This window comes from Streptomyces sp. 63XJN7_1_ISO-PGPR-S23-121, from assembly GCF_056173025.1.
In genome coordinates, this window is the sequence record NZ_CM149653.1 from 3,632,665 (window position 1) to 3,654,089 (window position 21,425).

The window sequence follows — 21,425 nt, forward strand, 5'->3', positions numbered from 1 at the left end:
TCCAGCAGGTTCGGGCAGTTGCTGCCAATGCGCTCACTGACACCGTTGTAACATGTCATCCAACGGATGACAAACGCAGTGTCGTCCAGGTGATGACATATCGAGGAGGTGCCCGTGACCGCAGCCGACCAACCGCCCGCGACCAGCACGAACGCCCACAGCCCGGCGTCGTTCCTCGCCGCCGCGGCGGCTCTCGCCGCCATAGACGGCGCCCTGCGCGACGCCCAGCGAGAGTCTCCTGAGACGCCCGAAGAGCCCGGCCCCGGGCCGGAGCAGGCGCTGGCTTCCCTGCTGCTGCTGCGGCAGGTGCGCGAGCGGCTCGCCGGGTGGGAGACCGGCCTGATCGAAACGGCCCGGGACGCGGGAGCCAGCTGGGCGGACCTCGCCCACCCGCTCGGCGTCGCCAGCCGCCAGGCCGCCGAGCGCCGCTACCTGCGCGGCCGGCCCGGCCCGGCCGGGACCACCGGCGAGCAACGCGTGACGGCCACCCGTCAGGCCCGGGCCGCCGAACGCTCCACGGCCACCTGGGCCCGCACCAACGCCGCCGACCTGCGCCGCCTCGCCGGCCAGATCACCGCCCTCGCCGACCTTCCCCCGGCCGCCCGCCGCCCGCTGGGCGAGCTCCACGCGGCCCTCGCCCACGACGACCCCGCCGACCTCATCGCCCCCCTGGCCGCTGCCCGCCCCCATCTGGCCGCCGCCCACCCCGACCTGGCCGCCCGGCTCGACACCCTCACACCCCCCTGAACCACCCGTCGTCCCGGGGCCCGGCGGGTCGGACCGCACGCAGTGCCGGCCGGCCCCGCTGACAGGGCGGGCCGCTTGTCGGGCCCTCAGTTCTTGAGGGCCCCGGCGATCCGCCGGGCGGCCTGGCCGGGTGTGAGGTGAGTGGTGTCGACGACCTCGGCCCGTGTGCGCAGCCATCCACGGGCCGCCTCGGCGTAGGGCTCGAGGTGGGCGAGCCGGAAGGGGGAGTCGGGGCCGAGGACCGTGTCGCCCGCGATGCGCCTGCGCAGGGTGTCCTGGTCGGCATGGAGGACGAAGTGCCGCACCGGAATCCCGTACCGCGCGAGACCGGCGCTGATCTCGCGCCAGTACTGCTCGACCAGGACGGTCATGGGGATCACGAGAGTGCCGCCGGTGAAGTCGAGTACGTGACGGGCGGTCTCGACCACCAGGGGCCGCCATGGCGGCCAGTGCTGGAAGTTGTCCGTCTCCGGCAGGCCCGGCGTGATGTCCATGAGCGTCTCGCCGACCTTCTCGGCGTCGAACACCCGTGAACCCGGGATCAGTTGCTGCAAGAGCGCACTGGTCGTCGTCTTGCCTGCGCCATGGGTGCCGTTGAGCCATACGATCACGGACCCACGGTAGCGGTGTGTGCGGCGCAGATGGCCGCAGCCGGGGGAGCGGAGCGGCGTCGGCCGCCCTCATCGCCCGCCCGAAACCCGACCGGGGCCGGGGTGCCTGTCGCCCCGACGACTCGTCGCACACGAGCGGGGAAGACGCGCGATGTGAGCGTATGCCCCCGGTTCCGTGAAAAGAACGCGGCGATTGGGTGTTTGTAAGGGCGGGATAAGAGCACACGACGGCCAGGAGGTTGATGACAATGGTTCCCCTGCTTCTGGTTCTTCTTCTGGCCCTGGTCCTCTTCGGTGCGGGTTTCGCGCTCAAGGCCCTGTGGTGGGTCGCGGTGATCGTGCTGGTGGTGTGGCTGCTCGGCTTCGTCGTCCGCCCGGCGGCCGGCGGCGGCCGCAAGGGCCGCTGGTACCGATGGTGATGCCTGCGGAGGACTGAGCGCGGCAGATCGCGCCGCCGCCGACGGCGGCGTGCGAAGGGTGGGTTCGGGCCGACGAGGTCCGGGCCCACCCTTCTGCGTGCGCCCTCCGCGCGGTCCGCCCCCCCGCCGGGGACCCGCGATCAAAACGGACTCGGCGCCCGTATCCGGCGTACCGGGTGCAACGAGGGATACTGGACGTCACGTCGGCCCCGCGGGCGCAGCAGCGGGAACCCTGCACCTCCTCGCCCGCGGGACCGACGCCCCGAGCGCCCCGAGGCGACGACCGGTGGTGCGGCTGCTCCCGATCGTGTGAACGTGCCCCGAACCGCGCCTGGTCAGGCGGCGGATCCCCCACACTGCCGTTGTGCCGTCCAGGGTCGTGCAATGCCGGGGGCACGGGGGACAGGCGCCGCATCACCGGGGTGCCCGGGCCTCTGCACGGGGTGGCGAAGGGGGACAGGTGGCGCAGCGGCGCACTCCGCTCGGCGACAGGGCGCGTTACTGGTTCGACTCCACGCTGAGCCGTGGCGCATCCGCTCTCGTCGGCTGGCTGGTGCTCCTGTGCCTGACGTTCGTCGTCCCGGCCAGCGCCGTCATGGTGTGGACGGACCCGAACGCGCCGAAGCCCCTCGGGGCCCGGCTCGTCGCGGTCTGGCGCCTCACCGGTGAGACACTGCGGCTCGGCGGAGCGACCGGCACCCCGGTGCGGGTTCTGCTGTCGGTCCTGCTGGCACTGGTCGCCCTGCTCTACGTGTCCACTCTCGTCGGCCTGATCACCACGGCGTTCACCGAGCGGCTGACCGACCTGCGACGAGGCCGTTCCACCGTCCTGGAAGAAGGCCACGCCGTGGTCCTGGGCTGGTCCGAGCAGGTCTTCACCGTGGTGGGCGAACTCGTGGCCGCGAACGCCAACCAGCGGCGCGGGGCGGTGGTCGTGCTGGCCGACCGGGACAAGACCGCCATGGAGGAGGAACTCCTCTCACGTCTCGGGTCGTTCTGCACCACCCGGCTGATCTGCCGCAGCGGCCCGACCACCGATCCGGCGGTCCTCGCGTTGATCAATCCCGCCGCGGCCGGTTCGATCGTGGTCCTGCCCCACGACGAGCCGGACGCGGACGCGGAGGTGGTCAGGACCCTGCTCGCCCTCGAAGCGGCCCTCCCGCGGGGCGGTACGGCCGGCCCCGTCGTGGTCGCCGCCGTGCGCCACGACCGGTTCCGGCAAGCCGCCTCCCTGGCCGCGGGACCGAACGGCATCGTGCTGGAGAGCGACACCGTCACCGCCGGACTGATCGTCCAGGCCGCCCGCCGTCCCGGGCTCTCCCTCATCCACCGCGAACTCCTCGACTTCGCCGGCGACGAGTTCTACCTGACCACCGAACCCTCTTGGGTGGGGCGCCCGTTCGGCGACACGCTCCTGGCGTACACGACGTCGAGCGTGGTCGGTCTGATGCGGGACGGCGTGCCGCTCCTCGGCCCGCCGGCGCAGACGCCGATCGGTGCCGGGGACCGGCTCATCGTCATCAGCCGTGACGACGACACCGCTTCGCCGAAGGACTGCTCGGAGGCGGTCGAGAAACAGGCGATGGCGTCCGGACGGACGGCGGTCACGGGCCCGGAGCGCGTGCTCCTGCTGGGCTGGAACCGGCGGGCACCGCTCATGGTCGACCACTTCCGGCGCCGCGTCCGCTCCGGCTCCGTCGTCGACGTCGTCGCGGACGGTGCCGAGGCTCCCGTCCGGCAGGCGCTCGACACCGGTGACGGGTGGGACGCCGGGCTCGCCGTGCGACTGCACCGGGGAGACGTGATGTGTCTCGAGACCCTGCGACGTCTGGACATCGCCTCGTACGACAGCGTGATCGTGCTCGGCAGTGACCCCGCTCCGGGACAGCCTCCGGAAGAGCCCGACAACCGGACACTCGCCACCCTCCTGCTGCTGCGCCACGTGGAGGAGGAGACGGGCCGTGAACTGCCGGTCGTCACCGAGCTGATCGACGACCGCAACCGGGCACTGGCCCCCATCAACCCCGGTGCCGACGTCATCATCAGCGGAAAGCTCATCGGTCTGCTGATGGCGCAGATCTCCCAGAACCGGCACCTCGCGGCGGTCTTCGAGGAGCTGTTCGCCGGGGAAGGCGCCGCGATCCACCTGAGGCCCGCAACGGACTACGTCCTGCCCGACCACGAGACGTCCTTCGCCACCCTCGTGGCCGCGGCACGTGAACGCGGCGAATGTGCCATCGGCTACCGCGACCACCGGGACGTGTCCAGCGGCCCCGCGTACGGTCTGCGGATCAATCCGCCCAAGACCGAGCGTCGCCGATGGGCCACCGGCGACGAAGTCGTCGTCATCGGCCGGGACTGACCGCGGCAGGTGGGGCTCCGCCGGCCGGCGCCGCCTCGTCCGGTGCAGGCCGGGTGACTTCGCAAGATTGCGGGGAATAAGTGACGGCACTTGACAGGAGGTTGCCGTGGACGGTGGGGACGTGGAACTGGGACAGCTGCTGGCCGCTGCGGAAGCGGCGCCACCCGGAAGGTCCGTCGACGTGGTCGCTCGGGACCTGCAGAAGCGCTTCGGGGCCGAGCGCGTGTCCTTCCTCTTCGTCGACCTCATCGGGCAACGGCTGGTGAGGCTGCCCGCCGTCGTGGACGGCGACCTCGCGGCCGAGACCGCGCCGACGGACCTGGAGGGCAGCGTCTACGACACCGTCCTGAGGAGCCAGCGCCCGCACGTGGAACCGGACGGCCGGGGCGGCCAGCGCGTCATCACCCCGGTCAGCAACCGCGGCGACTGCATCGGCGTGCTGGAGGTGACCCTGCAGCACGCCGACGACACCGTCCTCAGACAGGTGGGCGAGGCCGCGCACGCGCTGGCCTACATCATCGTGACGGACCGCCGCTTCACCGACGTGTACCACGTGGGCCAGCGCACCACCGCGACCAGCATGGCCGCCGAGATCCAGCACCGGTTGCTGCCCTCCGCCCCCTGCTGCGAGGCCGACCAGTTCACCCTGGCGGCGGGGCTGGTCCCGGCCGACGACATCGGTGGCGACACGTACGACTACAGCCTCGACAGCGACAGCCTGCACCTGTCCATCACGGACGCCATGGGCCACGACACCGACTCCGCCCTGCTGGCCACCCTGCTGGTCGCCGCACTGCGCCGGTCCCGCCGCGGCGGCTGCGACGCCCTCCAGCAGGCCGAGCAGGCCCACGAGGCCCTGCTGGCCTACGGACGCGGTCTGGCCACCGGGCAGCTGCTGTGCGTCGACCTGGAAACCGGCGTCGCGGAACTCGTCAACGCCGGGCATCCCTGGCCCCTGCGGGTCCGCGGCGACACCGTGGAGGAAGTCAGACTCGCCGTAAACCTTCCGTTCGGCGTGGTCTCCCCGATTCCCTTCCGGCTGCAGGAGCTGCACCTGCAGCCGGAAGACCGGCTGGTCCTGCTCACCGACGGCATGCAGGACCGCGGTGCTGCCGCTGTCGCCCTGCCCGCGCTCGTCCGCGACACCCGTGCCCTGCATCCCAGGGAAACCGTCCGTGTCCTCACGGCCGCCGTCCGTGACGCCTGTCACGGGGGGCTTCAGGACGACGCTACCGTCATGGTCCTGGACTGGCACGGAGCCCCGTCCCGCTGATGCGTCGGCGACCGGACCCCGCACCTGTGAGAGTGATCATGTCGACCGAAGGCCGGGGCAGGACAGCGGTGTGGGCGAAGGTTCTCGCCGGCATCGTGCTCCTCGCCCTCATGCCCTGGTGATCTATCTCATGGTTTCCGTCCAGGACTCGGGCGCACTCCCCTGGTGAGTGCGGTCCCCGTTCAGGGAGTGCCGCGGCCGGACGCCGGGCAGTGGGCGGGTTTGAGAGAGTGGTGTCATGAACATCGAGCGCAGGAACCACGTCACGGTCACCGGCAATCCGCTGGGGCGCACGGTAGTGCTGGCCCACGGGTTCGGTTGTGATCAGAACATGTGGCGTCTGACGGTGCCCGCGCTGGCGGAGAAGTACCGGGTGGTGCTGTTCGACTACGTGGGGGCCGGCCGCTCGGACCTGGCCGCGTTCACGGAGGACCGGTACGCCTCTCTGGAGGGCTACGCCCGGGACGCGGTGGAGGTATGCGAGGCCCTCGACCTGCGCGACGCGGTGTTCGTGGGGCACTCGGTGAGCGCGATGGTCGGAGTACTGGCCGCCGCGATGGCCCCGGAGCGGATCGGAGCGCTGGTCATGGTGGCTCCGTCCCCGCGGTACATCGACGACGACGACTACCGGGGCGGCTTCAGCGCCGAGGACATCGACGAGCTGCTGACGTCCCTGGAGTCGAACTATCTGGGCTGGTCGGCGGCGATGGCACCGGTGATCATGGGCAACCCGGAGCGGCCCGAGCTCGGCGAGGAGCTGAAGAACAGTTTCTGCGCCACCGACCCGGACATGGCGCGGGTCTTCGCGCGGACCACGTTCCTGTCGGACACGCGGGACGAGCTGAAGGGCGTGGCCGTACCGACGCTGGTGCTGGACTGCACCCAGGACGCCATCGCCCCGCGTGAGGTCGGCGCCTTCGTCCACCGCACGATCCCCGGCTCGCAACTGGTCACGCTCGACGCCGTCGGGCACTGCCCGCACCTGTCCGCGCCGGAGGCCACCAACGAGGCGATCACCGATTTCCTGGCGCGGCTGCGGTGATGTGCCGCACGGGCCAGCAACCCGACCCGCACGACCCGGACAACGACAAGGCATCGGACGCGGTATTCGCCGCGCTCCTGGAGGACAGCGCGGAGGAACTCTACGAAAGCGCGCCGTGCGGGTACCTGTCCACACTGATGGACGGCACCATCGCCAAGATCAACTCCACGTTGCTGAACTGGCTCGGCATGGAGCGGGACGCGGTGGTCGGCCGTATGCGGTTCACCGAACTGCTGACCGTGGGCGGCAAGCTCTACCACGAGACGCACTTCGCGCCCCTGCTGCGGATGCAGGGCGAGATCAACGGCATCGCCCTGGAGATCAAGCAGACGGGTGGCGGCCGGATACCGGTGCTGATCTCCTCCGTGGTCAAGCGCGGCAGCACCGGCGAGCCCCTGCTGATCCGCACCACCGTCTTCGACGCCCGGGACCGCCGCGCCTACGAGGACGAGCTCCTGCGCGCCCGGAAGGCGGCGGAGGAGGCGCGCAGGCAGGCGGAGGCCGACCGGGCGCGGCTGCAGGACGCCCTGGCCGTACTCCAGCAGTCGCTGCTCCCCGCCACCCTGACCGCCGTGCCGGGCATGGAGGCCGCCGTGCACTACCGCGCCGCGTCCCCCGACCGGCTCGGCGGCGACTTCTACGACCTCTTCCCCATCGACGGCGGCCGCTTCGCCTTCTTCCTGGGTGATGTGTGCGGCAAGGGACCGGAGGCGGCCGCGGTCACCTCGCTGACCCGCTACACCCTGCGCGCCGCGGCCCTGCACGACCCTGATCCCGTCTCTGCCCTGACGACCCTCAACAGGGTGCTCCACGAGCGCTACACGAGCGGTGACCCGCGCTACTGCACCGTGATCTACGGCATCCTCGAGCCCGACCCCGCCACCGGGCACGTCACCGTCCGCATCGCCTCGGGCGGGCACCCGCCGGCCCTCCTGCTGCGTGCGGACGGCAAGGCCGACTACATGCCCACCCCCGGTGGTCTCCTCGTCGGCGTGCTGCCCGACGCCACCTTCGTCACCACCGCGACCGTCCTCACCCGCGGTGACACCCTTCTGCTGTACACCGACGGCCTCACCGAGGCCCGCACCGGTGAGGACCGCGCCGACCTGTTCGGGGACGAGGCCCTGCTCGGCTTCGCCGCCGGCCACGCCGGCGAGTCCCCGCAGGCCGTGGTCCAGGCCGTGACCGGGCTCCTGGACGGCTTCGGAGACGGCCTCGACGACGACACCGCCCTGCTCGCGCTCGGCGTCCCCGCCTCCGCCCCCGTCCCTTGGACGGAGGCCTCCGCGTGAGCCCGTTGAACATCACGATGCGGGATGACCGCACCGGGCCCGTTCTGGGAATCGTCGGAGACCTCGACTTCGACACCGCCGACCAGTTGCGCGGACTGCTCGCCGGGCTCGACCTCCGGCCGGGCCAGCGCCTCGTCCTGGATCTGGGCGGCATGACGTTCTGCGACTCCAGCGGCATCACCGCCCTGATCGTCGTCCGCAACCACGCCCAGGCCGCCCAGGCCGACATGGCGCTCGCCTCCGTCCCCGACCACACCCTGCGCGTGCTGCGCATCGTCGGCCTCGACCAGGTCTTCGCCCTGCTGCCGGACAGCGCGTCCGCCTAGCACCAGGCCCCTCGCGGGCGGCGACGACCCCGGCGTCGAGCAGTACGGCGGGCGCCGGCCAGCCCTGCTCGCCTCCGCCGCGGGGCCGTGCCGCCGTACCCTGTCCACCAGTGGTCTCATTAGGTGAAACGTCCGTTTGACATTAGATGGGCTTATGAAAGATAAAGAAGTTGCTTTGGCCATGTATTGACACTCCGTCGTAGACCGGCCGTCCTCCTAGCCGAATGAGCATGCCGTGCACCAGCCCGCCCCCGCAGTGCCCCCAGTCGATCCCGAGGAACGCTGGAAGGACTGGTGCGCCGGGCGCCGCGTGGCCCTCACCGCCCCCACGGGCAATCTCGCTCTCGTCGAGACCCGCTGGCTGCCGGCGGGGGAGCGCCCCGACGTGGACGCGGCCCGGGCGGGCAGCCCTGACACGGTCACCGTCACCACCCTCAGCCGCACCGACATGGTCACCGGCGAGCCCGAGCACGGCCTGCGCTTCTGGGACGCCGCGGCACCCGCCCTGACCGCCTTCGACCGTGTGGACGTCTTCGCCTACGACCCCGCCTGGGTCCTCGAAGCCGTCTACACCCCGGTCCCCGGCGCCCGGCGAGTCGCCTTCGAGCACATCCGGGACAACGGCGGCACCCGTGACCTCGTCGTCCCCGGCGACATCGCCCTCACCGTGGACGGCCGCGACTACACCCTGAGCGCCTTCGACGACGACGGCACCCTGCTCCTCGTCTTCGGCGACCCCACCAACGGCGACAGCACCTACGGCGCCGGACGCTTCCTCTTCGTGGAGCGCACAGACGACGAACACCGCGTGATCCTCGACTTCAACCGGGCCTTCGTACCGCCCTGCGGGTTCTCGGACCAGTACAACTGTCCGATGCCGCCGCGGCAGAACCGCTTCCACCTGCCCGTAGCGGCCGGCGAGAAGCTCCCCGTCTTCCGCGACGGCTTCACCGGCCGGCACTGACCGGCCTCCTTCCTCCCGCACCACCGCACGAAAGCACCCTTACGCCATGAGCCCCAAGAAGACGTCCCTGTACGCCGTCACCGCCGCCGCGACCCTCTCCCTGGCCCTCACCGCCTGCGGCGGATCCAACGGAACCGCCTCCGCCGGCGGCACCTGGGACAAGGACGCCACGGTCAACATCGGTTCGCTCTACGAACCGCAGAACCTCGACAACACCGCCGGCGGCGGCCAGGGCGTCACCGAGGCCCTCAACGGCAACGTCTACGAAGGGCTGTTCCGGCTCACCGACGACGGCGACGTGGAGAAGCTCCTCGCCTCCGACTACGAGGTCGGCGACGACGGCCTGACGTACACCTTCACCCTCCGCGACGGCGTGAAGTTCCACAGCGGCAAGGAACTCACCAGCGCCGACGTCAAGTACAGCCTGGAGAAGGTCCTCGCCGACGACTCGCAGTCCGCCCGCAAGAGCAACCTCGAAGTCGTCAAGGACATCGCCACGCCCGACGCGAAGACCGTGAAGGTCACGCTGTCGCAGAAGTCGATCTCCTTCGCCTACAACCTGTCCTACGTCTGGATCATCAACTCCGAGGCGAAGAACCTCAAGACCACCGAGGACGGCACCGGCCCCTACACGCTCACCAAGTGGACCCGCGGCTCGGCCCTCGGCCTCAAGCGGTTCGCGGGCTACTGGGGCGACGCCGCCGCCAACAAGGAAGTGGTCTTCCACTACTACAAGGACGCCACGGCCCTGAACAACGCGCTGCTGACCAACGCCGTCGACGTGGTCACCAGCGAGCAGTCGCCCGACGCCCTGGAGCAGTTCAAGAACAACCGGAACTACAAGGTCAACGACGGCGACTCCACCACCAAGCTGCTGCTCGCGTTCAACGACAGGGCCAAGCCCTTCGACAACGTCAAGGTCCGGCAGGCGGTCTCCGCGGCCATCGACGACAAGAAGCTCCTCCAGTCCGTCTGGGGCGACTACGGCCAGCCCATCGGATCGATGGTCCCGCCCACCGACCCGTGGTACGAGGACCTCACCGACGTCAACGCCCACGACGTGGACAAGGCCAGGAAGCTGCTCGCCGAGGCCGGTTACAAGGACGGCTTCACCTTCACCCTCGACACCCCCAACTACGACCCGCACCCGACGGCCGCGACGTTCATCAAGTCCGAACTCGCCAAGGTCGGCATCACCGTCAAGATCAACACGATCACGCCCGACGAGTGGTACACGAAGGTCTACAAGAACCACGACTTCACGGCGACGCTCCAGGAGCACGTCAACGACCGCGACCTCGTCTGGTACGGCAACCCCGACTTCTACTGGGGCTACGACAACAAGCAGGTCACCGCGTGGGTCGAGCAGGCCGAGAAGGCCTCCACCACCGCCGAGCAGACCGAGCTGCTGAAGAAGGTCAACCGCAGGACCGCCGAGGACGCGGCCAGCGACTGGCTGTACCTGTACCCGCAGATCGTGGTGGCCAACAGCAAGCTCTCCGGCTACCCGCTCAACGGCCTGAACTCCCAGTTCTACGCCTACGACATCCAGAAGAAGGGCTGATGGGCCGCTACCTGCTGCGCCGGCTCGCCTTCCTGGTCGTGTCGCTGGTCCTGGCGAGCGTGGTGCTGTTCGTGCTGCTGCGCATGCTCCCCGGGGACCCGGCCAACGCCCTGACGTCGGTCGGCGCCAGCCCCGAGCAGATCGCCGCGGCCCGTCGCTCCATAGGCTCCGACCGGCCGCTGCCCGAGCAGTTCACCCACTGGATCGGGCAGCTGGCGAGCGGCGACCTCGGCACCTCCTTCGTCAGCTCGCTGCCCGTCGGCCCCGAGGTCACCGCCCGACTGAACGTCACCGTGCCGCTCACCCTGGCCGCGTTCGTCCTCGCGGTCCTCGTCGCCGTCCCCGCCGGGTTCGTCGCCGCGTACAAGCGCCGCACCTGGTACGGCGCCCTGCTCAGCGGCGTCTCCCAGCTCGGCATCGCCGTCCCCGTGTTCTGGCTCGGCATGATCCTCATCGCCGTCTTCGCGCTGAACGCGGGCTGGCTGCCCTCCGGCGGCTTCCCGCAGGACGGCTGGGCGGCACCCGCCGACGCGATCCGCTCCCTGGTCCTGCCGGTCGTCACCATCGCCCTGGTGATGAGCGCCTCCCTCATCCGGTACGTCCGTTCCGCCACCCTGGACGTACTCGGCAGCGACTACCTGCGCACCGCCCGCGCCCTCGGCGAGAGCTTCGGCACCGCCATGCGCAGGCACGGCCTGCGCAACGCCTCGGTCCCGGTCATCTCCATCCTCGGCATCGAACTCGCCTCCACCCTGCTGGGCGCCGTCGTCGTGGAGTCCGTGTACGCGCTGCCCGGCCTGGGATCGCTGCTCGCCACCGGCGTCACCCAGCACGACTACCCGGTGATCCAGGGCGTGCTGTTCGTGTCCACCCTCGCGGTGCTGCTCATCGGCTTCCTCGCCGACCTCGTCCAGAGGATCGTCGACCCGCGGCTGCGCGGGCGGCTCTCCGGAGGCGCCCGATGACCACCACGGACCTGCTGGCCCGCCCGGCCGAACCGGCCACGGGCCGGCGTCCCCGCCGGCGATCCGTCACCCTCGTCGTGGGCTGCGTCCTGACCGGCCTGGTCGCGCTGCTCGCCCTCGTGTCGTTCCTGTGGCTGCCCTACAGCCCCGACGACACCACCGGCGGACGCCTCGCCGGACCGGGGGAGGGGCACCTGCTGGGCACCGACAAGCTGGGCCGGGACCTGTTCACCCAGCTCATGACCGGCGCCCGCATCGCCTTCGGCGCGGGGCTCGGCTCCGTCACCGTCGCCGCGCTCATCGGCGTCACCCTCGGCGTGCTCGCGGCCTTCGCACAGGGCTGGCTCGACGACACGCTCTCCGCGTTCCTCGACATCCTCATCGCCTTCCCGACGCTGCTGCTGGCGATGCTCGTCGTCGCCGCCCGCTCGGCCACCCTCGGCTCGGCGATCCTCGCCATCGGGCTGGCGCAGAGCGCGGTCGTGGCCCGTCTCGTCCGCATCCTGGTCAAGCGGGTCCTCACTCAGGACTACATCACCGCCGCCCGGACCTCCGGCACCTCCTGGCCCCGCACCGTCGCCGGCCACGTCCTGCCGAACATCTGGCCCACCCTGGTGGTCAACCTGGCCCTCCAGTTCGGTCTCGCCGTCCTCGCCGAGGCCGGCCTGTCCTACCTGGGACTGGGCGCCCCGCCGCCCAACGCCTCCTGGGGGCGCCTGCTCCAGGAGGCCCAGGCGACCTTCACCACCGCCCCGGCCGGCGCCCTCGCCCCCGGCATCCTCCTCGTGCTCCTCGTGATCGGCGTCAACCTGATCGCCGACGGGCTGCGCGACGTCCTCGACCCGGCCGGCCGCGGGAGGCGGACATGACCCTCCTCGACGTCCAGGGACTGACCGTCCGCACCGCCGACGGACGGCCCCTCGTCACCGACCTGTCCCTCACCCTCGCGGGCGGCGAACGCCTCGGCCTGATCGGAGAATCGGGCTCCGGCAAGTCCCTGACCACCCTCGCGGTGCTGGGCCTGCTCCCCGAGGGCATGACCGCCACCGGCAGCGTCGTCCTCGCCGGCACGCAGATCCTCGGCGCTCGCGAGAAGGAACTGACCGCCGTCCGCGGCCGGGACGCCGCCGTCGTCTTCCAGGAGCCGCTGACCGCCCTCGACCCCCTGATGCGGGTCGGCCGGCAGATCGCCGGCCCCCTGGGCAGGCGCACCGGCCTGCGGGGCGGCAGACTGCGCGCCGCCACCCTCGACGCCCTCGCGCAGGTGCGGCTGCCCGAGCCCGAGCGCATCGCCCGTGCCTTCCCGCACGAGATCTCCGGCGGCCAGCGGCAGCGCGTCGCCCTCGCCGCCGCCCTCGCGTGCGAGCCGGCGCTGCTCATCGCCGACGAACCGACCACCGCCCTCGACGTGTCGGTCCAGGCCGAGATGCTCGGCCTGATCGACACCCTCGTCCGGGAACGGGAAATGGCCGTGCTGTTCGTCAGCCACGACCTCGCCGTCGTCGCCAAGGTCACCGACCGCGTCCTGGTCATGAAGGACGGCCGGGCCGTCGAGGAGGGCCCGGTGCGCGACATCGTGGGCGCCCCCCGCCAGGAGTACACCAGGAACCTGGCCGCCAGCGCCCGCGCGCTGGAATCCGCCCTGAACCTGAGGAGCGCGCCGTGACCCCCGTGCTGGAGCTCGCAGACGTGTCCGCACGCTACCGCGGGGCCCGCACCGACGTGGTCTCCGACGTGTCCCTCGCCGTGCGCCCGGGAGAGAGCCTCGCCCTCGTCGGCGAGTCCGGCGCGGGCAAGACCACGCTGCTGCGCCTGCTCCTCGGCCTCGCCCGCCCCACCGCCGGCACGGTCCGCTTCGACGGCGCGCCCCTCGCCCTGCGCGACAGGGAGCAGATGCGGCGCTTCCGGCGCAGCGTCCAGTGCGTCTTCCAGGACCCCTACTCCTCCCTCGACCCGCGCCGCCGGGTCGGCTCGATCGTCGCCGAACCGCTGCGGTCCCTAGGCCTGGACAACCGGGCGGGCGCCGCGCCGAAGGTGGCCGCGGCGCTGGAGGCGGTGGGTCTGCCGGCCGACGCCGCCGAACGGTATCCGCACGAGTTCTCCGGCGGTCAGCGCCAGCGCATCGCCATCGCCCGCGCCACCGTGTGCCGGCCCCGTGTCCTGCTCGCCGACGAGCCCGTCAGCGCCCTCGACGTCACCACCCGTGTGAAGGTCGTCGACCTGCTGGACGAACTGAAGCGGGAGCGCGGCCTGACGCTGGTGATGGTCTCCCACGACCTGTCGGTCGTGGCGACCCTGTGCGAACGCACCGCCGTTCTGGAACGCGGTCGGGTCGTCGAGCAAGGCGACACCGCCCGCGTTCTCGGCGAACCCGCCCACTCCTACACCCGCCGCCTGATCGACAGCGTGCCCCGCCTGCCCGCCTGAGAAGATCACAGGACTGAGATCGCCCCGGCTGGGTAGTCACGCGCAGGCAGGGAAGGGCCGCGATGCCTGGGGAGGTCTGAGCGGCCCTTCCCTTTCCGATGCCGCGGTCGGTGCGGAGCGGGCTTCGCCGGTCGACCGCGGGCCCGTGATCCGCTCCCTACCGTGCGTCGCCGGCACCGGCCAGGCGGGGTGACAGGCTGCCGGGCCGCGCGTGGTCGGTCTCGTCCTGGACGAGCAGGGAGAGCAGCGCGGCGACCGACAGTCCCGCCTCCGCCGGGTGCCGCAGCACCTTGTCCGGCTCGATGCGGTAGGTGTTCGTACGTCCGTCGCGCGTGTGCGAGAGGTATCCGTCCTGCTCGAGGTCGGAGATGATCCGCTGGACGGCGCGCTCGGTGAGCCGGCAGTGGGCGGCGATGTGGCGGATCCGGACGTTCGGATTGTCGGCGATGGCCGCCAGTACACGCGCGTGGTTGGTGACGAACGTCCATCCGGTGTGAGATCCAGGCACTTCAACCATGCACAGCATTTTAGGGACCGTGTTTGCCGGACGCCTAATGCATGACATACTTTTCGCGCAACAGGTGACAGGATTTGGCGGGGGAGACGCAGGAGGGTCCCAAGGTGTCTGTGGACGAAGCGGTCGGAGGACACTCGAACGACGGCGAGGAAAGCCGGCTGCAGGTCCTGGACGAGGCCATGGTGGCGCAGTACGAATGGTGCGGCGCCTGGGTCGTCGGCGCACGAGGGGCGTACGACATGCACTCGATCACGCCCCTGGCGGACGCGCTGGACGCCGCGGCCAAGGAGCATCCGAGGGTGGTTCTGGACGCCTCCGGCGTCACCTTCGCGGACTCGACCCTGCTGAATCTGCTGATACTCGCCCATCAGTCGACCGACTTCCGCGTGGCCGCGCCGACCCAGCAGTTGCGCCGGCTCCTCCAGCTGACCGGTATGGACACCGTTCTGAGCGTGCGAGCGACGCTCGAGGAGGCCGCGGCCTGCTGAGGCGCGGCAGGGCCCGGCAGGCGACCTGAGCCGACAGGTCCGGCAAGCTGGCCGGTGACTGCTCGAACGATTGCGGCATCCACTCCGTCCTCCTCATGCGGCCGGACACACCGGCCGGCTGAGCATTTCGTCGAGGAGGGGTTCGATGAACCGGACCGGGTGGTCCATGACGCTGGCGGCCGTGATGGTGTCGGCAGTCGCGTGCACGGCGGGCAGCCGCGTCGACGGTCACGCGTCGGCATCCTGTGCCTTTCGGATCCTGTACCAGGACCGGGCCTACCAGGATGTCGCGAACGTTGAGTTCACGGTAGGGCGGAGGCTCGGAGCCGCGACCGAGCCGGCCTGCGACGACACCGGCGGGGACCAGGCCGACGAGCCGGGGACGACGGTGACCGCGTACGAGGTCGACGGCGTCCCGCCTCGCGTCGCCATCGCGGTCGGCGACACACCCGGCGAGGCCCGGTTCGTCGCCGTCTACTCCGGCACGGAGCTTCCGCCCGAGGTGGAGAAGCTGTTCGACGGCTCGTGAGCGGGGTGGCGGGCCCGGCCCCGTAGGCCGGGCCCGCCACCCGGAGCGCCGCGCCGGTTCGCCGCCGCCGGCGCCCGCCACCCCGGCGTACTCACCGCCCGGCACGGGGAAACGGGGCCCGCATCCGCGGGGCCCCGTGTCACCTCCGCCAGAACAGGTGGTGCGTCACGCCGCTCGGACTGGGCACGACCTCCAGATGGAACCGGTCGAGCAGCTCGTCGGGCGACTCCCAGAGCCGGAGGCCGGGCCCGAACTCCACCGGCGAGACCGCCACGTGCAGGGTGTCGACGAGGTCCGCGTCGAGGAACTGCCGGACGGTGGTGACCCCGCCGCCGAGTCGGACGTCCTTGCCCCGCGCCGCCTCCCGGGCCTGTGCGAGGACGGTGGCCGGGTCGCCGTCGACGAAGTGGAAGGTGGTGTCGGAGAGCGTGAACGAGGGACGCCCGTGATGGGTCATGACGAACACCGGAGTACGGAAGGGCGGCTCCTCTCCCCACCAGCCGCGCCACTCGTGGTCCTGCCACGGCCCGCGCTGGGGGCCGAACTTGTTGCGGCCCATGATTTCGGCGCCGATGTTGCGGGCGAAGTCCCGCGTGAAGTAGTCGTCGAGGCCCCGGCTGCCCCCAGGGTCCGTGCGCATGGGCCAGGACGCGGTGGCTCCGGCCCAGGCGAACAGCCTCTCGGCATGGTCGAGACCGAACGGCCGCTCGAGGCTCTGGTGCTCACCGGCACCGACTCCGTCGCTCGAGACGTTGAAGTTCATGACTCTCAGCAGTTGATCCACGTGTTCCCTCGTCGAGTGGTCGCGTCGTGCGGCGAGGCGCCGCACACCATGACGTCGAACGGGACGAGGCCCGATCGACAGCGGCCCGCGACGTCTTCCGAGGCGCGTCGCATTCCGCTCGGCCGAACGTCGTCGGTGATCAGATTGTCGCCTCGTCGGCCGGCGACGGCACGGCGTGCGGACGCAGGACCATGAGCGAGTCCTCCAGGGCGGCCACCATGGCGAAGGGGAAGCGGTCGAGCTCGAGACAGAGCGCGACGTCGTCCGGGTGGGCTCCCTGGCGCACGCCCTGCGCCAGCTCGGCGGCGGCCCGTGACCGGCCGGCACGGCGGAGGAACTCCGCCGCGTCCGTCCCGGCCCCGGTGGCCCGCCGGGCTATGTACTGAGCGCAGGCCAGGTCCTCCTCGGCCCGCCCGTCCTCGCCGGTGACCACGAAGGTGACACGGTCGCTCCCGCGTGTCCGCAGGAGCCGGGCCGTCGCCTCCGCCACCACGAAGCCGGCGCACAGCACCAGCGACGCCTCCTTGACCGCGAGGGCGCCGACCGTACCCGCCGTGGTCTTCTGCACGACGGTCCGCCCGCCGAGGTCGGCGGACCGCAGTAGCCCCGGCGAATTGACGGCGTCGAACCCGAGCGCGGGCGGACCGTCCTTGAGCGCCACCCAATCCGGGTGGCGGGCCTTGAGCGCCAGGGCCTCGTCGAGCGACTCGGCGAGAACGATCTTCTCCGCCCCTCGGGCGAAGGCCCAGGCCGCCACCGTGTAAGCGCGCATGACGTCGACCACGACCGCCACCGACGGAACTTCGACCAGCTCGGCGATGCCGAGGAAACGAGCGTCCATCCGGTCATGATCGCGCATGCCCGCCCCGGAACGCCCCTGAGAATGCGCGTCGGCATCGAGTCGGTGATCAGGCGACCGTCAGGAGGGGGCGTCGCCCCACAGGACGCAGCTGTGGGCCTCGACGAGGGTGCTGATGCGGGTGAGCACCTCACTGGCCGGCCAGGGGTCGAGCCGGCGTCCGTCGCGCAGGCGCAGTGCGACGCGACCGTCCGCGGCCTCCGCGGCGCCGATGACGGCTTGGTAGGGGACCAGACGGGCCTGCCTGATCCTGGCACCCAGGCTGCCGCGCTCCGGTGCCGAGATCTCGGCACGCAGGCCGAGACGGGTGCAGCGCCGGACCAGGGCCGCGGCATCCGGCAGTTCGGTGTCGGAGACGGGCAGAACGACCAGTTGAGTGGGGGCCAGCCAGGCGGGGAAGGCGCCGCCGTGCTGTTCGACGAGGTGCGCGACGGCACGTTCGACACTGCCGATGACGCTCCGGTGCACCATGACCGGGCGGTGCCTGGCGCCGTCCGCGCCGGTGTAGCGCAGGCCGAACCGCTCGGGCTGGTGGAAGTCGACCTGGACGGTGGACAGGGTGGACTCCCGGCCGGCGCCGTCGGCGACCTGGACGTCGATCTTGGGGCCGTAGAACGCCGCCTCTCCCTCGGCCGCCTCGTAGGGAAGACCGGAGCGGTCGAGGACGTCGGCCAGCAGTGCGGTGGACCGCTGCCACTTCTCGGGCGCGGCGACGTACTTGCCGCCGGGACCCGGCAGCGAGAGCCGGTAGCGGGCCGGGGTGATGCCGAGCGCCTCGTACGCCCGGCGGATCATCTCCAACGCAGCCCGCGCCTCCTCGGCGACCTGGTCCAGGGTGCAGAAGATGTGCGCGTCGTTGAGCTGGATGGCCCGCACCCGGGTCAGCCCGCCGAGCACGCCCGACGGCTCGGAACGGTACATGCCTCCCAGCTCGGCCATGCGCAGCGGCAGCTCACGGTAACTGCGCGAGCGGGAGCGGTAGATCACCGCGTGGTGCGGGCACAGGCTCGGCCGCAGGAGGACCTGCTCACCGCCGAGTTCCATCGGCGGGAACATGTCGTCGCTGTAGTGCGCCCAGTGTCCGGAGATCTCGTACAGCTCACGCTTGCCGATGACCGGTGAGTACACGTGGCGGTATCCCGCCTGCCGCTCGGCGGCGCGGATGTACTCCTCCAGGGTGTGCCGTACGGTCGCTCCGTCGGGCAGCCAGTACGGCAGGCCGGCGCCGATCAGCGGGTCGGTGTCGAACAGGCCCAGATCACGGCCGAGCTTGCGGTGGTCGTGCATGGCGGTCTCCTCGCGGATGTCGGGCGGGTGACCGCAGGACGAAGCCCCGGGGCACTCGCCCCGGGGCTTCGGACCAGACATCTGTCAGCGCGCCGGGACACTCTCCGGCGTCGTCGTCACAGCAGCGCGCTTCATGCCGGAGACCGTAACAGGGAGCGGCGACGTCCACACGCTCATTTCCGCGACGCGGCCGGCTCCGATAGTCAGTCGAGGGTGTCGGGGTCCGGGCCCGTGCGCATCCCGCGGTCCAGCGAAGCGAGTGCCTCGATCTCCTGCGGGCCGAGCTCGAAGTCGAAGACGTCGAGGTTCTCCCGGATGCGGGCCTCGGTGACCGACTTGGGGATCACGACGTTGCCGGTCTGCAGGTGCCAGCGCAGGACCACCTGAGCCGGGCTCTTGCCGTGCTCGGCGGCGATGCCGGTGATCGCGTCGTCCTTGAGGACCGCGCCCTGGGCGAGCGGGCTCCACGCCTCGGTGACGATGCCGTGGCGGGCGTGGAAGTCGCGCAGCTCGCGCTGCTGGAGACCCGGGTGCAGCTCGATCTGGTTCACGGCCGGGACGATCGACGAGGCGCCGAGCAGGCGTTCCAGGTGCGCGGGCTGGAAGTTGGAGACGCCGATGGCACGGGTGCGCCCGTCGGCGTACAGCTTCTCGAGCGCACGCCACGTGTCGAGGTACAGGTCCCGGGCCGGAGCCGGCCAGTGGACGAGGTACAGGTCGACGTGGTCGAGGCCGAGCTTGTCCAGGGACGCGTCGAACGCGGCGAGTGTCGCGTCGTAGCCCTGGTCCGCGTTCCACAGCTTGGTGGTGACGAACAGTTCGTCGCGGGCGATGCGGAGTCGGCGAGAGCCCGTCCCACACCGCGTTCGTTGCCGTAGATCGCGGCGGTGTCGATGCTGCGGTAGCCGGCCTCGAGGGCGGTGGAGACGGCGGTGGTGGTCTCCTCGTCGGGGACCTGGAAGACGCCGAAGCCGAGCCGCGGCATGGAGACGCCGTTGTTGAGGATGACGGTGGGGACGGTGGGGACGGAACTCACGATGTTCTTCCTTGCCTTTGTCTGTCTGCCGGTCTCGCTGGTTGCCGGCGGGGAGGGTCGATCTGTGGGGGTGTCGCGGTGCCTGGTCAGTGGTGTGCCGGCACGGGCCGCTCGTCCGGGGCCTGGGGCCCGGCTGCCGGTGCGGTGGCGGCGGGGGAGTGGCGCTCGGGGGCACGACGCTCCAGGAAGGCCGACACCAGGGCGAGGAGCAGGGCCGAGGCGGCGAGGACCGCGCCCACCCAGTTGGGCGACGTGTAGCCGAGGCCGGCGGCGATGACGAGGCCGCCGAGCCAGGCCGAGAGCGCGTTGCCCAGATTGAAGGCGCCGATGTTGACGGCGGACGCGAGGGTCGGTGCTCCGTGAGCGTGATCCAGGACGCGCTTCTGGAGCGGCGGGACCGTGGCGAAGCCCAGGGCTCCGATGAGGAACACGGCCACGGCCGCGGTGATCTTGTTGTGCGCGCCCAGCGTGAACAGGGCCAGGACCACGGCCAGGCCGCCCAGCGCGGTGAAGAGCATCGGCATGAGGCTGCGGTCGGCGAACTTTCCGCCGATGAGGTTGCCCGTGACCATACCGAGGCCGAACAGCACCAGGAGCCACGTCACGGACGACTCCGCGTAGCCGGCGACGTCGGTCATCATCGGTGCGATGTAGGTGATGGCCGCGAAGACGCCGCCGAAGCCGAGCACCGTCATCGCCATGGCGAGCAGCACCTGCACGTTCTTGAAGGCCGCCACCTCGTGCCGCAGCCGCACGCCCTCGGGCTTCGGCATGTCGGGCACGAGGCGGGCTATGCCGGCCAGGCCGACGACCCCGAGCGCGGCGACCGCGAAGAAGGTGGCGCGCCAGCCGGCGCTCTGCCCGAGGAACGTGCCGAGCGGCACACCGACGACATTGGCGACGGTCAGGCCGGTGAACATCATGGAGATGGCGCCGGCCTTCTTGTCCGGGGCGACCAGCTCGGCCGCGACGACGGAGCCGATGCCGAAGAACGCGCCGTGCGCCAGCGAGGCGACCACGCGGCCGATCAGCATGACGCCGAAGACCGGGGCGACGGCCGAGACGATGTTGCCCACGATGAACAGGCCCATGAGCAGCATGAGCATGTTCTTGCGGGAGATCCTCGTGCCGAGCACGGTCATCAGCGGCGCACCGAACATGACGCCCAGGGCGTATCCGGTGACGAGGAACCCGGCGGTCGGCACCGAGACGCCGTAGGTGGCGGCGACGTCGGGCAGCAGGCCCATGATGACGAATTCGGTGGTGCCTATGCCGAAGGCCCCGATGGCTAGGGCCAGGAGCGCAAGAGGCATGGTGAAGCCTTCCCGGAGGGGTGTTGCGATAGCGCCTTACGAGCAAGCACAATAATTGCATGCGCTTGATAATTGCAAGCGCGGCATAGTGGCGTCTGCCTCACCATGACCGGAGCCTCGTCGGGATCCCGGGAAGGACGGGTGACAGATGACCGCCACCGGCCCCGCGCTCACCGCCCTCGCGCAGAGCTGGTGCGCCCTGTCCCTGCTCCACGGCAGGATCGAGTCGCACCTCGAGCGTGCCCTTCAGACAGGCCACGGCCTCAGCGTGCGGGAGTACTCGCTGCTCGACGTCCTCAGCCGTCAGCACGACGGGGAGGGCGGCCATCTCCAGATGAAGCAGGTCGCCGACGCCGTCGTCCTCAGCCGGAGCGCCACCACCCGCCTCGTCACGCGCCTGGAGGACCGCGGTCTGCTCTCGCGGTACCTGTGTCCGACCGACCGGCGCGGCATCTACGCGAACGTCTCCGAAGCGGGACTCGTCCTGCTGGAACAGGCCCGCCCGACCAGCGACGAAGCGCTGCGGGAAGCGCTCGCCCGCGCCGCGACCGAACCCGGCCCGGCCCCGCTCGTACGGGCCGTCAGCCGGACGTCACTCCTGGTCGAGGTCTGAGCCCCGG

General features: G+C 71.1%; 22 protein-coding genes and 1 pseudogene. 16 read left to right on the forward strand and 7 right to left on the reverse strand.

The genetic code is table 11. The features are described from left to right. Positions 1 to 114 precede the first annotated feature (114 nt). Positions 115 to 747, forward strand: coding sequence for a type III effector protein (locus AC0VYN_RS15890; protein WP_475536561.1), 633 nt, complete (start codon positions 115 to 117; stop codon positions 745 to 747). A gap of 86 nt (positions 748 to 833) precedes the next feature. Here the strand turns inward: AC0VYN_RS15890 and AC0VYN_RS15895 are convergent, their stop codons facing one another. Continuing rightward, complete coding sequence (locus AC0VYN_RS15895) at positions 834 to 1,358, reverse strand: P-loop nucleotide/nucleoside kinase family protein (protein WP_475536562.1); 525 nt, start codon at positions 1,356 to 1,358, stop codon at positions 834 to 836. Between the two features lie 248 nt (positions 1,359 to 1,606). Between AC0VYN_RS15895 and AC0VYN_RS15900 the strand changes: the two genes are divergently transcribed. The 12 genes from AC0VYN_RS15900 (at position 1,607) to AC0VYN_RS15955 (ending at position 13,992) form a co-directional block, all read left to right on the forward strand. After that, a complete protein-coding gene (locus AC0VYN_RS15900; RefSeq protein ID WP_161163313.1) occupies positions 1,607 to 1,777 on the forward strand; it encodes a hydrophobic protein in 171 nt (56 codons plus the stop codon). Positions 1,778 to 2,237: 460 nt separating this feature from the next. After that, positions 2,238 to 4,139: a CASTOR/POLLUX-related putative ion channel gene (locus AC0VYN_RS15905; protein ID WP_475536563.1), complete on the forward strand. Its 1,902-nt coding sequence runs from the start codon at positions 2,238 to 2,240 to the stop codon at positions 4,137 to 4,139. A 106-nt stretch (positions 4,140 to 4,245) separates the two neighbouring features. Continuing rightward, positions 4,246 to 5,412, forward strand: coding sequence for a PP2C family protein-serine/threonine phosphatase (locus tag AC0VYN_RS15910; protein ID WP_475536564.1), 1,167 nt, complete (start codon positions 4,246 to 4,248; stop codon positions 5,410 to 5,412). Positions 5,413 to 5,650: 238 nt separating this feature from the next. After that, positions 5,651 to 6,454 carry an alpha/beta fold hydrolase gene (locus AC0VYN_RS15915; protein WP_475536565.1) on the forward strand — a complete coding sequence of 268 codons (804 nt, stop codon included), beginning with the start codon at positions 5,651 to 5,653 and terminating at the stop codon, positions 6,452 to 6,454. Then, the gene (locus AC0VYN_RS15920) at positions 6,454 to 7,746 is read left to right on the forward strand and encodes a PP2C family protein-serine/threonine phosphatase (RefSeq protein WP_475536566.1); all 1,293 of its coding nucleotides are present in this window, start codon (positions 6,454 to 6,456) and stop codon (positions 7,744 to 7,746) included. The genes AC0VYN_RS15915 and AC0VYN_RS15920 overlap by 1 nt, the downstream gene beginning before the upstream one ends. Further along, the gene (locus AC0VYN_RS15925; protein WP_475536567.1) at positions 7,743 to 8,072 is read left to right on the forward strand and encodes an STAS domain-containing protein; all 330 of its coding nucleotides are present in this window, start codon (positions 7,743 to 7,745) and stop codon (positions 8,070 to 8,072) included. Before AC0VYN_RS15920 ends, AC0VYN_RS15925 begins: the two co-directional genes overlap by 4 nt. 235 nt (positions 8,073 to 8,307) lie before the next feature. Continuing rightward, positions 8,308 to 9,036, forward strand: a complete 729-nt coding sequence (locus AC0VYN_RS15930; RefSeq protein WP_475536568.1) for a DUF1684 domain-containing protein — start codon at positions 8,308 to 8,310, stop codon at positions 9,034 to 9,036. A gap of 46 nt (positions 9,037 to 9,082) precedes the next feature. Then, a complete protein-coding gene (locus AC0VYN_RS15935; protein WP_475536569.1) occupies positions 9,083 to 10,600 on the forward strand; it encodes an ABC transporter substrate-binding protein in 1,518 nt (505 codons plus the stop codon). Further along, complete coding sequence (locus AC0VYN_RS15940) at positions 10,600 to 11,565, forward strand: ABC transporter permease (RefSeq protein ID WP_475536570.1); 966 nt, start codon at positions 10,600 to 10,602, stop codon at positions 11,563 to 11,565. Before AC0VYN_RS15935 ends, AC0VYN_RS15940 begins: the two co-directional genes overlap by 1 nt. Continuing rightward, positions 11,562 to 12,434, forward strand: coding sequence for an ABC transporter permease (locus tag AC0VYN_RS15945; RefSeq protein WP_475536571.1), 873 nt, complete (start codon positions 11,562 to 11,564; stop codon positions 12,432 to 12,434). The genes AC0VYN_RS15940 and AC0VYN_RS15945 overlap by 4 nt, the downstream gene beginning before the upstream one ends. Beyond that, positions 12,431 to 13,231, forward strand: coding sequence for an ATP-binding cassette domain-containing protein (locus tag AC0VYN_RS15950; RefSeq protein WP_475536572.1), 801 nt, complete (start codon positions 12,431 to 12,433; stop codon positions 13,229 to 13,231). The genes AC0VYN_RS15945 and AC0VYN_RS15950 overlap by 4 nt, the downstream gene beginning before the upstream one ends. Further along, positions 13,228 to 13,992, forward strand: coding sequence for an ABC transporter ATP-binding protein (locus AC0VYN_RS15955; protein WP_475536573.1), 765 nt, complete (start codon positions 13,228 to 13,230; stop codon positions 13,990 to 13,992). Before AC0VYN_RS15950 ends, AC0VYN_RS15955 begins: the two co-directional genes overlap by 4 nt. 157 nt (positions 13,993 to 14,149) lie before the next feature. On the opposite strand, the gene AC0VYN_RS15960 is transcribed toward AC0VYN_RS15955, so the two are convergent. Beyond that, the gene (locus tag AC0VYN_RS15960) at positions 14,150 to 14,509 is read right to left on the reverse strand and encodes a helix-turn-helix transcriptional regulator (protein WP_475536574.1); all 360 of its coding nucleotides are present in this window, start codon (positions 14,507 to 14,509) and stop codon (positions 14,150 to 14,152) included. 104 nt (positions 14,510 to 14,613) lie between these two features. On the opposite strand from AC0VYN_RS15960, the gene AC0VYN_RS15965 reads away from it, so the two are divergent. Beyond that, positions 14,614 to 14,997: an STAS domain-containing protein gene (locus AC0VYN_RS15965; protein ID WP_475536575.1), complete on the forward strand. Its 384-nt coding sequence runs from the start codon at positions 14,614 to 14,616 to the stop codon at positions 14,995 to 14,997. Between the two features lie 145 nt (positions 14,998 to 15,142). Then, positions 15,143 to 15,526, forward strand: coding sequence for a DUF6281 family protein (locus tag AC0VYN_RS15970; RefSeq protein ID WP_475536576.1), 384 nt, complete (start codon positions 15,143 to 15,145; stop codon positions 15,524 to 15,526). Positions 15,527 to 15,665: 139 nt separating this feature from the next. Here the strand turns inward: AC0VYN_RS15970 and AC0VYN_RS15975 are convergent, their stop codons facing one another. The 5 genes and pseudogenes from AC0VYN_RS15975 to AC0VYN_RS15995 all read right to left on the reverse strand — a co-directional run bounded on the left by AC0VYN_RS15975 (position 15,666) and on the right by AC0VYN_RS15995 (position 20,805). After that, positions 15,666 to 16,310 (reverse strand): dihydrofolate reductase family protein, encoded by a 645-nt coding sequence (locus AC0VYN_RS15975; protein ID WP_475536577.1) that lies wholly within the window; start codon positions 16,308 to 16,310, stop codon positions 15,666 to 15,668. Between the two features lie 139 nt (positions 16,311 to 16,449). Then, positions 16,450 to 17,151: a 2-phosphosulfolactate phosphatase gene (locus AC0VYN_RS15980; protein ID WP_475536578.1), complete on the reverse strand. Its 702-nt coding sequence runs from the start codon at positions 17,149 to 17,151 to the stop codon at positions 16,450 to 16,452. Positions 17,152 to 17,229: 78 nt separating this feature from the next. Continuing rightward, positions 17,230 to 18,456: a threonine--tRNA ligase gene (thrS, locus tag AC0VYN_RS15985; RefSeq protein WP_475536579.1), complete on the reverse strand. Its 1,227-nt coding sequence runs from the start codon at positions 18,454 to 18,456 to the stop codon at positions 17,230 to 17,232. 203 nt (positions 18,457 to 18,659) lie between these two features. Then, a pseudogene (locus AC0VYN_RS15990) lies at positions 18,660 to 19,441 on the reverse strand (aldo/keto reductase). A 137-nt stretch (positions 19,442 to 19,578) separates the two neighbouring features. Next, positions 19,579 to 20,805: an MFS transporter gene (locus tag AC0VYN_RS15995; RefSeq protein WP_475536580.1), complete on the reverse strand. Its 1,227-nt coding sequence runs from the start codon at positions 20,803 to 20,805 to the stop codon at positions 19,579 to 19,581. Positions 20,806 to 20,953: 148 nt separating this feature from the next. Here AC0VYN_RS15995 and AC0VYN_RS16000 point away from each other — a divergent pair, with 148 nt between their 5' ends. Further along, the gene (locus AC0VYN_RS16000) at positions 20,954 to 21,418 is read left to right on the forward strand and encodes a MarR family winged helix-turn-helix transcriptional regulator (RefSeq protein WP_475536581.1); all 465 of its coding nucleotides are present in this window, start codon (positions 20,954 to 20,956) and stop codon (positions 21,416 to 21,418) included. Positions 21,419 to 21,425 lie beyond the last annotated feature (7 nt).

Coding starts and splice junctions, on each gene's coding strand:
- AC0VYN_RS15945 (WP_475536571.1), top strand. CDS start 11,562: ATGACCACCACGGACCTGCTGGCCCGCCCGGCCGAACCGGCCACGGGC.
- AC0VYN_RS15935 (WP_475536569.1), top strand. CDS start 9,083: ATGAGCCCCAAGAAGACGTCCCTGTACGCCGTCACCGCCGCCGCGACC.
- AC0VYN_RS15995 (WP_475536580.1), bottom strand. CDS start 20,805: ATGCCTCTTGCGCTCCTGGCCCTAGCCATCGGGGCCTTCGGCATAGGC.
- AC0VYN_RS15970 (WP_475536576.1), top strand. CDS start 15,143: ATGAACCGGACCGGGTGGTCCATGACGCTGGCGGCCGTGATGGTGTCG.
- AC0VYN_RS16000 (WP_475536581.1), top strand. CDS start 20,954: ATGACCGCCACCGGCCCCGCGCTCACCGCCCTCGCGCAGAGCTGGTGC.
- AC0VYN_RS15950 (WP_475536572.1), top strand. CDS start 12,431: ATGACCCTCCTCGACGTCCAGGGACTGACCGTCCGCACCGCCGACGGA.
- AC0VYN_RS15900 (WP_161163313.1), top strand. CDS start 1,607: ATGGTTCCCCTGCTTCTGGTTCTTCTTCTGGCCCTGGTCCTCTTCGGT.
- AC0VYN_RS15960 (WP_475536574.1), bottom strand. CDS start 14,509: ATGGTTGAAGTGCCTGGATCTCACACCGGATGGACGTTCGTCACCAAC.
- thrS (WP_475536579.1), bottom strand. CDS start 18,456: ATGCACGACCACCGCAAGCTCGGCCGTGATCTGGGCCTGTTCGACACC.
- AC0VYN_RS15980 (WP_475536578.1), bottom strand. CDS start 17,151: ATGGACGCTCGTTTCCTCGGCATCGCCGAGCTGGTCGAAGTTCCGTCG.
- AC0VYN_RS15940 (WP_475536570.1), top strand. CDS start 10,600: ATGGGCCGCTACCTGCTGCGCCGGCTCGCCTTCCTGGTCGTGTCGCTG.
- AC0VYN_RS15920 (WP_475536566.1), top strand. CDS start 6,454: ATGTGCCGCACGGGCCAGCAACCCGACCCGCACGACCCGGACAACGAC.
- AC0VYN_RS15915 (WP_475536565.1), top strand. CDS start 5,651: ATGAACATCGAGCGCAGGAACCACGTCACGGTCACCGGCAATCCGCTG.